At 45.3% G+C, this 12,532-nt stretch carries 12 protein-coding genes; all 12 read left to right on the plus strand.

Annotation, left to right across the window (positions count from 1 at the left end; all coding sequences use genetic code 11):
• Positions 1–35: 35 nt before the first annotated feature.
• Positions 36–1,523, plus strand: a complete 1,488-nt coding sequence (gene murE, locus HF966_RS05430; RefSeq protein ID WP_168676916.1) for a UDP-N-acetylmuramyl-tripeptide synthetase — start codon at positions 36–38, stop codon at positions 1,521–1,523.
• A gap of 79 nt (positions 1,524–1,602) precedes the next feature.
• The gene (locus HF966_RS05435; RefSeq protein WP_168676917.1) at positions 1,603–1,962 is read left to right on the plus strand and encodes a toxin-antitoxin system HicB family antitoxin; all 360 of its coding nucleotides are present in this window, start codon (positions 1,603–1,605) and stop codon (positions 1,960–1,962) included.
• A 20-nt stretch (positions 1,963–1,982) separates the two neighbouring features.
• Entirely contained in the window at positions 1,983–2,798 is an 816-nt protein-coding gene (locus HF966_RS05440; RefSeq protein ID WP_168676918.1) for an SPFH domain-containing protein, read from the plus strand.
• A 146-nt stretch (positions 2,799–2,944) separates the two neighbouring features.
• A complete protein-coding gene (coaBC, locus tag HF966_RS05445) occupies positions 2,945–4,138 on the plus strand; it encodes a bifunctional phosphopantothenoylcysteine decarboxylase/phosphopantothenate--cysteine ligase CoaBC (RefSeq protein ID WP_168676920.1) in 1,194 nt (397 codons plus the stop codon).
• Between the two features lie 141 nt (positions 4,139–4,279).
• Positions 4,280–4,549: a hypothetical protein gene (locus HF966_RS05450; RefSeq protein ID WP_168676921.1), complete on the plus strand. Its 270-nt coding sequence runs from the start codon at positions 4,280–4,282 to the stop codon at positions 4,547–4,549.
• 227 nt (positions 4,550–4,776) lie between these two features.
• Positions 4,777–6,468 (plus strand): arginine--tRNA ligase, encoded by a 1,692-nt coding sequence (argS, locus tag HF966_RS05455; protein ID WP_168676922.1) that lies wholly within the window; start codon positions 4,777–4,779, stop codon positions 6,466–6,468.
• Between the two features lie 64 nt (positions 6,469–6,532).
• Complete coding sequence (locus HF966_RS05460) at positions 6,533–7,003, plus strand: arginine repressor (RefSeq protein WP_168676923.1); 471 nt, start codon at positions 6,533–6,535, stop codon at positions 7,001–7,003.
• Positions 7,004–7,006: 3 nt separating this feature from the next.
• Positions 7,007–9,079, plus strand: a complete 2,073-nt coding sequence (locus HF966_RS05465; RefSeq protein ID WP_168676925.1) for a PBP1A family penicillin-binding protein — start codon at positions 7,007–7,009, stop codon at positions 9,077–9,079.
• A gap of 36 nt (positions 9,080–9,115) precedes the next feature.
• Positions 9,116–9,469: a YlbF family regulator gene (locus tag HF966_RS05470; RefSeq protein WP_168676927.1), complete on the plus strand. Its 354-nt coding sequence runs from the start codon at positions 9,116–9,118 to the stop codon at positions 9,467–9,469.
• Positions 9,470–9,525: 56 nt separating this feature from the next.
• Positions 9,526–10,158: a signal peptidase I gene (gene lepB / locus HF966_RS05475; RefSeq protein WP_168676929.1), complete on the plus strand. Its 633-nt coding sequence runs from the start codon at positions 9,526–9,528 to the stop codon at positions 10,156–10,158.
• Between the two features lie 179 nt (positions 10,159–10,337).
• Positions 10,338–11,249: an aspartate carbamoyltransferase catalytic subunit gene (locus HF966_RS05480; protein ID WP_168676931.1), complete on the plus strand. Its 912-nt coding sequence runs from the start codon at positions 10,338–10,340 to the stop codon at positions 11,247–11,249.
• Positions 11,236–12,504, plus strand: a complete 1,269-nt coding sequence (locus HF966_RS05485; RefSeq protein WP_168676933.1) for a dihydroorotase — start codon at positions 11,236–11,238, stop codon at positions 12,502–12,504. Before HF966_RS05480 ends, HF966_RS05485 begins: the two co-directional genes overlap by 14 nt.
• Positions 12,505–12,532: the final 28 nt, after the last annotated feature.

The following is a 12,532-nucleotide window of genomic DNA, read 5'->3' on the forward strand; positions in this document are numbered from 1 at the left end:
TGTTAAGGGGGCAACTTTTTTTGTATAATAAAAATATGAAACTCACAAGTAAAACAATCGAACAATTACTCACAGCACATCATTTGTTAGTTGCGCAACCGACAGGCGACCAAACATTTGATTTTTTACATTATGATACCCGACAAGTTAAAGAAAATACGCTTTTTGTCGTCAAAGGGGCGTTCCGTGTGGCCTATTTGGACAAAGTGACTGGGGTGACGGGGCTAATCACCGCTGAAAAACTCCCGGTTGATCTCCCACAATGGCAAGTGACTGACGTGCAAAAAGCCTTGTCAGTGTTATCCATGGCATTTTTCGATTACCCGCAAAATGACCTCTGGATTGGTGCATTCACCGGCACCAAGGGCAAGACAACGGCCGCCTATATGGCTTTTGAAATTTTGCAACATATGACCAAACAGCATACGGCACTGTTTTCAACCGTTGATCGCATTACTGGATCAAAGCCAACAGATAAGAAAAAGTCTGATTTAACAACACCAGAATCGTATGAACTCTTCAAAGACATGCGGCAAGCTGTGGACAATGGCATGACACATTTGGTCATGGAAGTGAGTTCGCAGGCTTATTTGAAGCAACGGGTTTATGGTCTGAATTTTCAAGTCGGTGGTTTTTTAAATATTTCTCCCGACCATATCGGTCCCAACGAACACCCGACGTTTGAGGATTATTTGGCGCATAAAATGATGTTGTTTGACCATGCTGAACAAGTCATTGTCAATGCTGAATCCGCACATCTTCCCGAAGTCATAGCACATGCCCAACAAGGACATCAAAAAGTCTATACCTATAGCAAAACAGGGCAAGGTGGGGAGTATACCTACGATTCACTAGAAAGTGCCATCCATGAAAGCCGATTGACTGTCGCGCCCTGTGACTTGCCAGAAATTGCCGGCACGTATCGCCTGAATTTACCCGGTGATTTTAATGAATCAAACGCGTTGGCTGCTTTGGTGATGACTGCCTTAGCTGGCGCAAAGCACGCTGATATGGTCGCCGGCCTAGATACAGTGTTTATCCCAGGTCGGATGTTGAGCCTGCCGATTCCAGGACATGGGGTCGCGTTTGTGGATTATGCACATAATTATGCCTCGATGCGAGCGCTGTTGCAGTTTGCACAGCGTCAATATCCTGATGGTCAAGTCATCGTGGTTGTTGGCTCACCAGGGAACAAAGGGGTGTCCCGCCGGGCTGACTTCGGTCGTGTGATTTCCGAATTTGCCGATACGGTGTTTCTCACCGCCGATGACCCGCAATATGAGTCACCGTTAGCCATTGCAAAAGAAATTGCGGCACACATTACGAACCCACAAGTGACTGTCAAATTTGAAATGGATCGTATTCAAGCAATCCAGCAAGCGATTGCCCTAGCCAAACCGCACGATATTGTGATTGTTGCCGGTAAAGGGGAAGATCCGTATCAGAAGATTAATGGCGTTGATGAACCTTATGTAGGTGATTATGCCGTTGTCCAAAATGTTTCCAAGAAAAATAATCGTTAAAGCACCCGTGAAAGGGTGCTTTTTTGCCATATTGGCGCTAAAAATAGGTTTTTTTCGGTAAAAGTGATATCATTAGTATATGAAGAAGAATGATGAAGAAAAAACTCATAAATCAGGACATATTCCACTCCGTATTTCGCCTGAATTGCATGATAAGCTCGCAGAACAGGCAAAACAGGCGGGTCGATCGTTAAATAATTATTTGACGCAGTTATTAGAATCTGGGATTGCACCAGTTACTTTTGAAGAGCGTCAATTTGTCGGCCAGCGCATCGCTGGTGAAGATTTTGATTTGGTCAATCGTCTGGTAGACGTCTCTGGCATTTATTATCGTTATCTGATTGAAAATGCACCAACAGCGCGAACGGACCGACAGTATGTTATTTTAGCGGCAAATGGGAATATTCTCACACTTCGTGAGTTGCAACCGACGTCATAGTGCAAAAAAGGGGAGAAAGCATGTTATTTTTTAAGATTGTGCCACAGAACAACGCGGGATTGGTTGAAACATTGGGCAAGTACCGCAACCGGAAAGAAGCGGGCCTCCATTTTTATGTGCCTTTTTTCCAGAAAATTAGAAAAGTTAGCCTTGCCATGCGGCCATTGCGCTTACCGGATTATTCTGTCATTACGGCCGATAATGCAGATATCAAAGCCAGTGTGACACTCAACTATCATGTCACAGATGCGGTCAAATATATGTACGAAAACACGGATTCGGTCGAATCCATGGCGCAACTCGTGCGTGGTCACTTGCGAGATATTATTGGGCGTATGGAATTGAACGAGGCACTGGGGTCCACGACCAAAATTAACGTCCAACTTGCCTCAGCAATCGGTGACTTAACTAATACTTATGGCATCAATGTTGATCGGATTAATATTGATGAACTCCGCCCATCTGTTTCGATTCAAGAAGCCATGGATAAACAATTAACTGCGGATCGTGAGCGAGTGGCCACCATTGCTAAAGCAGAAGGGGAAGCGCGTTCGATTGAGTTGACAACCAAAGCCAAAAACGATGCGTTAATGGCCACGGCAAAAGCAGAGGCCGACGCCACCAAAACACGTGCCGACGCCGAACGGTATCGCATCGATACTGTCCAAGCTGGCCTGTCGGGAGCAGATGACAAATACTTCCAGAACCAATCCATCAATGCCTTTTCTACATTGGCCAATTCGGCAACGAATTTGGTTGTGGTGGATAGCAAAGAGATGACCGCACTGGGGCAACTACCAGTTGTTGGGAAACTGTTGGATAAAGGACTAAAATAAGCGCTGCGCTGCGGCGCTTTTTGTGTGAGACCAGCAGCGGTTGACAGAATATGTTACAATTTTTTCAGTGAATAGCTGACCTCGTGCGGTACAGTTTCATAAGAATTGAAAGCATGCACACGCTTCGTTGTGTTTGGTAAGAAAAAATGTTTAATGAAAAAAATGTGCTGGTTGTCGTGACTGGGAGCGTGGCAGCCTATAAGGCGGCCAGTTTTGTGCGCTTGTTAGTTAAAGACGGCGCTAACGTCCGGGTGGCGATGACGCAATCCGCGCAAGAATTTATTACCAGTAAGACCTTGGCGATATTATCAGGGCATGATGTTTTGACTGACCTTTTTGCGGGGCATACGACCGAAGTAGTTCACATTGATTGGGCTAAATGGGCGGCGTTTATCTTCGTCGTGCCAGCAACTGCCAATATGATTGGTAAATTGGCCAATGGTATCGCAGATGATGCGCCAACAGCCACCATAATGGCTTCAGCAGCCCAAAAAATTATCGCGCCAGCAATGAATGATGTCATGTTAGCCAATCCAGCAGTCACGCGAAATCTGGCAACGCTGACGTCAGATGGTTGGCTGGTGATAGCGCCGGCCGAGGGTTTTTTGGCTGAGGGGTATGCTGCAAAGGGACGTCTACCAGAGCCAGAGGCAATTTTATCAGAAGCAGCCATACGCCTACGCGCTAAAACGGGTCAGTTACATGGCAAAAAAGTGGTGATTACAGCTGGTGGGACGCGTGAAGCGCTGGATCCAGTGCGTTATTTGACGAATAGGTCGAGTGGTAAGATGGGCTATGCATTAGCGCAAGCCGCCGCCGAAAATGGGGCCGAAGTCACGTTAATTACGACAACTGACCGCCCGACTGATTATGGGGTGACGAAAATATTCGTGGCGTCAACACAGGACATGTATGATGCTGTCATGGCTGCATTTCCAACAGCTGATATATTTATTGGTGCCGCCGCCGTGTCAGATTTTAAACCTGCCATGTTGGCCCAGGATAAAATTAAAAAGCAGGGGGATGGTGGCGTGACGTTGCATTTAGTCCAAAATCCCGATATTTTAAAGACCGTTGGCCATCAAAAAGCCCCGCATCAGCTGGTCGTTGGTTTTGCCGCTGAAACAAAAGAAGTCATTGCCTATGGGCAAGATAAGTTAAAGAAGAAACAAGCAGATATGTTGATTGCCAATGATGTCAGCTCGCCAAGTATTGGGTTTTCCTCCGATGATAATGTGATTACCATCTTAACGTCAGACCAGCCAGCTGAAACTTTGCCGCAAGCAGATAAATTAACTTTGGCTCGCGAGATTATGCAACGGATTAGCACATTGAAGTAATGGCGTTTTTGTGTTAGAATATGGTGTTACACATCGATTACAGGAGGAAAATGTGACTGGGATGTTGCCACAAAGCACGTCCCGACAATTGTGATGTTGGTCTCGTTATGAGCCACATCCAGACGTCACATGCTGACAAACATGGCAGACGAAGAAGAAAACAAGGCCTCTAAGTATCATATTGGCGACATTTTGCTCGCACCAGCGTATGGTAACTTGGAAAAGCCATTCACTGGACAAGTTGAAAAAGTTTATGAAAATTCATTGTTAGTTGAGATCACGGAAAACGATCCAGCTGACCAACCCACTGTTAATGAAATGAATCATCGTGCAGTGGTCCGAATGGATGAAATTGAAGTGATTAAGCACGCCCCAGTCCCAAAAACACCTGAGGCAGACATTGAAGAATAAAGATGTTTCGATAATTCATTACCAGCGAGTCTGAGTGGGTGTGAGTCAGATAATGAATGAAACGGCGCGTATTTGGAGTCAAACAATCAGATATTGAGCGGCGAAAGCTATTAGAGTGGTACCGCGGGTGAAAACTCGTCTCTTGTGTGACATCAAGAGACGAGTTTTTATTTTGCAGGCAAAAAATACGGTATAATAAAAACTAATATAATAAAGGATACTTACACATGGCAGATAACACACAGGTTGTCACAGCACTAGCAGCAGTGTTGACAGATTTAACAGCATCAGAAATTGCTGAAAAGTTAGAAGCACCAAAATCATCAGAATTAGGGGATGTTGCCTTCCCAACGTTTACGTTGGCGAAAGTTTTGCGGCAAGCGCCACAACAAATTGCGGCCAAGATTGTCGCAGAAATTGACCAAACTGGTTTTGAAAAGGTTGTCGCAACCGGGCCTTACGTGAATTTCTTCTTGGATAAAGTGGCGACATCACGTGAGACGTTGCAAACAATTTTGACTTTACAGGCGGATTATGGGAACAATACCGATGGTCAAGGCGCCAATGTGACAATTGATATGTCGTCTCCTAACATCGCCAAGCCGATGTCAATGGGCCACTTGCGTTCAACAGTGATTGGCAACGCGTTGGCCAATATCACGGCTAAAAATGGTTACCAACCCATCAAAATTAACCATTTGGGCGATTGGGGAACACAATTTGGTAAGTTGATTTACGCCTACAAGACATGGGGATCAGAAGATGAAGTGAAAGCCGATCCGATTGCAACGTTGCTACGTTATTACGTGGAATTCCATGAAAAGGCCAAGGCCGATGATAGTTTGAACGATGAAGGTCGCGCTTGGTTTAAAAAGTTAGAAGACGGTGACGAAGAAGCTTTGGCACTGTGGGCGTGGTTCCGTGAAGAATCCCTCAAAGAATTTACGGAAATCTATGATCGCTTAGATATTAGCTTTGATTCATTTAACGGCGAAGCGTTCTACAACGACAAGATGGACAAAGTTGTGGACCTGTTGACTGAAAAAGACTTGTTGGTCACATCCCAAGGTGCCCAAATTGTTGATTTGTCAGAGATTAACCCCAACTTGACGCCTGCGATGATTAAGCGTACCGACGGCGCTACCTTGTACATGACGCGTGATTTGGCGGCAGCGGTTTATCGTAAGGAAACGTATGATTTTGCCAAGTCACTGTATGTGGTGGGTGGTGAACAACGTGAACATTTTGTGCAAATGAAAGCCGTGTTGTCATTGATGGGCTTTGCATGGGCCGATGATGTGGAACACATTTCCTTTGGGTTGATTACATTCAATGGTAAGAAGATGTCAACCCGTAAGGGTGATGTGGTCTTGTTGAAGGATGTGTTGAACGATGCGCATGATTTGGCCTTGCAACAGATTCAAGAAAAGAACCCAACGCTTGAAAACAAAGCCGAAGTTGCCGAACAAGTGGGCGCTGGCGCCGTGGTCTTCCACGACTTGATGAATGACCGCACCAACAACTTTGACTTTAATTTGGAAGAAGTTGTGCGTTTTGAAGGCGACACGGGGCCATACGTGCAATATACCAATGCCCGTGCCAAGTCAATCTTGCGTAAGGCATCGGCTTCAGTCAGTTTGGATGCGGTAACGCTGGATGATCCAATGACATGGGACATTATCACAACGTTAAATAGCTTCCCAGCGACAGTTCAACGGGCTTGGCAACAGCGCGAAGCCAGCATCATTGCCAAGTATGCGCTGACACTTTCACGTGCCTTCAATAAGTATTATGCCAACTCAAAGATTCTAACAGCAGATGAGCAATTGCAAGCGCGTTTGGCCTTGGTTGACGCCGTGACGATTGTGTTGACAGAAAGCTTGCGTTTACTTGGTGTCAAAGCCCCTGAAGAAATGTAATGATGCGTACTTGATATCTTTGTGAAGATGTCAGGGTGAGTTATCTGCATCATAGGAGAACGGTATGATTTCAAAACAACAGCGTCAATCCTTAATTCTTGATATCATTCAAAATCAGGTCATCACAAGTCAAGAAGACTTATTGAGTGAACTGTTAAAAAATCAAGTTGAAACCACGCAAACAACGATTTCACGTGATATCCGGGCATTAGGGATTGTCCGGATTAAAGACATTGATGGTCAATTACGATACCAGCAATTGACATCAGAAGGTGAGCAAGACAATGTTGCCGTCACAGCTAATAATGTGGATGCAGCTATTGCGGAGTATGCAATTTTTGTCACACGGGTTCAGTTCATGACCATTATTAAGACAACAGACTCAAGTGGTAATGCAGTGGGCAGTATCATTGATGATGCGCATTTACCTGAAGTTGTGGCAACCTTAGCAGGGTTTGATACCATCTATGTGACGAGTCCCGATGAGGCAAGCGCCGAAGCCTTGACGACGCGCTGGTCAGCATTGGTAGGTTAAGGCATGAATGGTTTGAAGCAAGTAATGCATAAAATTCGTGAGAAGATCCGGCCGGTGGCCAAACGTTGGCAACTGGGTCGGCTTCTCATCGTGCTCTTTTTAACCGGTTTCTTGTGTATGAGTGTCTATTTAGTGGTGTTGGCAAAAACGGCGCATGTTAAAAATTTGCAAGCAACCCTGGCGCAGACAACAACAGTTTATGATGATGCCGGCGATAAGGCTGGCGAATTGTATTCGCAAAAAGGGACTTATGTCAGTTACGACAAGATTTCGCAGAATATGCGTGATGCCGTGATTTCCAGTGAAGATCGCAATTTTTATCACGAACATGGTTTTTCCATCAAAGGTATTTTGCGTGCCGCCTTGTTAAACATTAAAAATAAAATTATGGGTTCCTCGGCGATTGCTGGGGGTGGCTCAACCTTAACTCAGCAACTGGTTAAAAATGCCTATTTGACGCAAGAACAAACGATGACGCGTAAGGCGAAGGAAATTTTCTTGTCGATGCAAGTTGAACAAGATTACTCCAAAAATCAAATTTTAACGATGTACCTCAATAACGCGTGGTTTGGCCATGGCGTCTGGGGCGTGGAAGACGCGGCACAAAAGTATTTTGGCGTGCATGCCAGCCAACTCACTACCTCACAAGCCGCCACGTTGACGGCCATGCTGCCGAGTCCAGCATTGTATAATCCAATTGACCATCCGCAAGCTGCCTTGGATCGCCGTAATGTGGTCTTAGGCACGATGGTTGCCAATAAGAAACTCTCAAATTCGGACTATAAACTGGCCAAAGCGGCACCGATGTCTTTGCATGATACTTATAACAGTCAAAACAATTATCAGTATCCTTGGTTCTTTGATTCAGTGATCAATGAAGCTATTCAGAAATATGGCCTGACGGAGTCAGATGTCATGAATCGTGGGTATAAGATTTATACCACGTTGAATCAAAAAGATCAGACAAACCTACAAGATGATTTTAATAATCCGGCGATGTTTAATAACATTACGGATGCACAGGCTGCCAGTGTCGTCCTCAATGCTAAAACTGGCGGGGTACGTGCAGTTGCTGGCGCCCGCGAAACGACCCATACTTTCCGAGGCTTTAACTATGCAACCCAATCAAAATTGTCTCCAGGGTCAGCCATTAAGCCAATCGCGGTCTATGCACCGGCCTTGGAACGTGGTTATAGTATTGATACGATGTTACCAAATACCAATCGCACATTTGGCACGAACAATTACACGGTGCATAATGCCTTAAATGTGCAAACGGCGGATGTACCGATGTATTCAGCACTGGAACATTCTTATAATGTGCCAGCTGTCTATTTGTTAAATAAAATCGGAATAAACGCGGGCTATGCGAGTGCGCAAAAGTTTGGTTTGCCATTGACTGATAAGGATAAAAATTTGTCCTTGGCTTTGGGTGGCTTAACCAATGGTGTATCGCCAATTCAAATGGCCCAGGCCTATACGGCTTTTGCGAATGATGGGGTGATGAGTGATGCGCATTTTATCACGAAGATTGTTGATGCTACGGGTAAGGTCATCGTTTCACAACCAAAAGCGCAACAAACGCGGGTGATTAGTTCTCAAGTGGCCGATAACATGACACGTATGATGCTAGGAACCTACACGAACGGGACCGGACTTGGTGCGGCGCCACGTGGTTTCACAATTGCCGGAAAGACGGGAACGACTGAAAACTCAAACGACACCCAAAATGCCCAATCGTCGAAAGATTCTTGGGCGTTGGCCTATACAAAAGATGTCGTCGAAGCGAGCTGGATGGGGCTTGATACCCAAAATAAAGACAATAGTCTGCCTCTGGGCTTGACCGCAACAATGGGACCTTTAGTCAAATACTCATTGCAACAAATCTTGCCAAATACACCAGGTACGGACTTCTCAGTCACCAACCCCAATACGCCGACCGATAATAATAGTCAGACGAATCAAGGCTTTGACTGGCATAGCTTACAACAGGATTTCAACAATGGTGTCAACAAGGCGGTTGACGGTGCTGGCAAGGCTTGGCAAACGATTCAGGGCCTCTTTAGTGGACAATAACACAAGACAGATTAGGAAAAATAAAAGGATAATAAAATGACAGTTAATATTTATGATAACGCCAACGAAATGGCACAGGTTTTGAAATCAACGACACAATACACAGCTTGGCAAACAGCATTTGATGCTATCCAAGCCGATGCCGAAGCAAAGGCCTTATTTGATCAATTCCAAGCCATTCAAATGGCTGTGCAACAGATGATGCAAACGCAACAACAACCTGACGCAGAACAAGAAAAAACTTGGAATGATGTGGCGGCCAAGGTTCAAGAAAATGAGACAATCACCGCATTGTTAACGGCAGAACAAGCATTGAACACATTGTTGACAGAACTTAATGATATTGTGACTAAGCCAGTCGCAGACGCGTATGCAGCGCTTCGTCAGTAATGAACAACAAGTGGGCCAGTTTTGGCCCATTTTGTTAAAAATGAAAGAGGATTAAGATGTCAAAGAAATTTTTTGAGTTCTTCAAAGAATGGCTTCTACCAATTGGTGTGGCACTCATTATTGTGGCCCTGATTCGTGCCTTTCTTTTCACATTTGTTCATGTGAGTGGGCCGTCAATGACGCCAAATTTACAAAACAATGAATTAGTCGTGTTGAACAAGATTGCGAAGTACAAACGTGGGGATGTCGTGGTGTTTGATGCACGTCAAGAAGATCCGCGGATTCGCGCCGGCGAGAAAGATTATGTGAAGCGCATTATTGGGATGCCTGGCGACACGGTTTCATATAAAAACTCAAATCTATACGTCAACGGCAAAGTTGTTAATCAGGACTTTATTGGGATCAATGAACGCACTGAAGGCACTGAAATGGCTTTTGGTAACAATTGGTCTTTGACAAGCTTGTCTTCGGGTGACTTGTGGCAGAAAAAAGATCGAAACCATACCAAAGTCCCAGCTGGTGAATATTTTGTCATGGGAGACCACCGCTCGGTTTCAAATGATAGTCGTTACTTTGGTTTTGTTGACGCAAAGCACATCGAAGGTAAAGTGATTGTGCCATTTTGGAATTCAAATGACACGGCAAAAGCGCATGTGAACCAGCAAAGTAAACACTTCTTTGCGAAATAACATTGCATCAACGCTGAAAAAATGATAATATATGAGAAACGATAAAACCTTTAATTAAGTCCAGAGAGACTTGCAAGGCTTTTAGATACTCGGGGTCATAGTCTAGGCTAGGACCGTAATTTTCTAGAACCGCGTAAGTCCAGAGACTTGCGCGGTTTTTTTGGATAAAGAGGGGTATTATGCGACATTTTCTGAATATCAATGCAATTGACCGGACTGACGTGTTAAAGTTGGTGCAAAGCGCGTTGGCGTTTAAGGCTGGCAAATCAGCTTCACCGACCAATTTAACCGTGGCGAACCTTTTCTTTGAAAATTCAACCCGAACACACTCGAGTTTTCAAATGGCTGAAAACAAGCTTGGGTATCATCAAATCATCCTGGATCCGCAAACGAGTTCGATGTCAAAAGGTGAAAGTTTGGCCGATACGTTGAAAACGCTTAAAGCGATTGGGGTGGATGTGGCAGTTATTCGCCATGCTGTGACGGATTGGTATGTGCCAGTCTTGCAAGCAACAGGGCATGCCATGCCACACCTTGTGAACGCCGGTGATGGCAGCGGCCAGCATCCATCACAAAGTTTGCTTGATTTGGTCACAATCTATGAAGAATTTGGCCGGTTTGATGGGTTAAATATCCGGATTGTCGGGGACTTGTTGCATTCGCGTGTTGCCCGTTCCAATGCTGAAATTTTACACCAGCTGGGTGCCAACGTCACTTTCTCAGGACCTGAAAGTTGGTTACCAGCTGATTTCCAACAATTTGGTGCATTTGTCGCAATTGATAATGACTGGGCTAATCAAGATGTTGTCATGTTCTTACGGGTACAACACGAACGCATCACGCAGACGGAAAATCTGAGTTTTTCAACCAAACAGTATCATGAACAATTTGGCCTTAATCAGACGCGTTACGCACAATTAAAACAGACCGCCATCATCATGCACCCCGCGCCAGTCAATCGTGACGTAGAGATTGCTGATGAATTTGTTGAAGCGCCAAAATCACGTATTTTTGAACAAATGACCAATGGGGTATATGCCAGAATGGCGATCCTAGAATACACAATGGAGAATGAAAATGCAGCTGATTAAAAATGCCAAAGTACTCATTGCAGGCAAACTTGTTCAACGCGATGTTCTGATTGCAGGCCAGAAAATTGCCCAAGTTGCTGAAAACATCACATCAGCCGAGGCTGAAGTATTCGAAGCAAATGGCGCCTTTCTGACCAATGGTCTTGTCGATGTACATGTGCACTTCCGTGAACCAGGATTTGAATATAAAGAAACGATTGCGACTGGTTCTGGAGCCGCGGCACGGGGTGGTTTCACAACGGTCGTGGCTATGCCAAACCTCAATCCTGTGCCTGATAATGCAGCGCGTGTTGCCAGCCAAGTGGCGTTAAACGAAGCTAATGGTGTGGTTCATGTGGCGCAATACGGAGCCATTTCTGCTGGTTTAACGGATCAAACGATTTCAGATATTGCCGGGATGTCAGCAGCTGGCGCGGTGGCTTTTAGTAACGATGGTAAAGGTGTGCAAACAGCTGATACGATGCTACAAGCCATGCAGGCGGCGGCACGTGTCAATAAGCCGTTAGTGGCACACTTGGAAGATGATTCTTTGCTACATGGTGGCGTGATGAATGCGGGCGATACCGCCCAATCGCTTGGTTTGCCAGGGATTACCGGACTGGCTGAAAGTGCGCAACTTGCCCGTGACTTAGTGATTGCCCAAGCGACAGGTGTGCATTATCATGTGGCACACATCTCAACAAAGACTGCTGTTGATTTGGTACGTATTGCCAAGTCGCAAGGTGTGCGGGTAACAGCTGAAGTGTCACCACACCACCTCTTACTAGCTGATACTGATATCACAGGCGACAATGCCTTGTTCAAAATGAACCCGCCATTGCGTTCAGAAGAAGATCGTCAAGCTGTGTTAGCTGGGTTATTGGATGGCACCATTGATATGGTGGCAACCGACCATGCGCCACATGGCACAGCTGAAAAAGCCCAATCCTTTATGTCCGCACCATTTGGCATTACGGGAATTGAAACCAGCTTCCAATTGCTTTATACCCACCTCGTTAAATCAGGTGTCATGACATTAGAAACATTAATTCAACGCATGTTGGATGCGCCAGTTGCTGCCTTTGGCTTACAGGCACCAACGCAAATTGCTGCCGGTCAAACCGCAGATTTAGTCTTGTTTGACTTGGCGGCACGCGATACGATTGCTGAAGCGGACTTTAAGTCCCTTGGTAAAAACACACCGTTTGTCGGCTGGTCAGTCTACGGTCGCACCGTAGCCACTTGGGTAGACGGCGACATTGTTTATCAACCCTAAAGCGCAAAACGCAAACTATAATAAGGAT

This window comes from Leuconostoc holzapfelii, from assembly GCF_012396485.1.
GTDB classification, from domain to species: domain Bacteria; phylum Bacillota; class Bacilli; order Lactobacillales; family Lactobacillaceae; genus Leuconostoc; species Leuconostoc holzapfelii.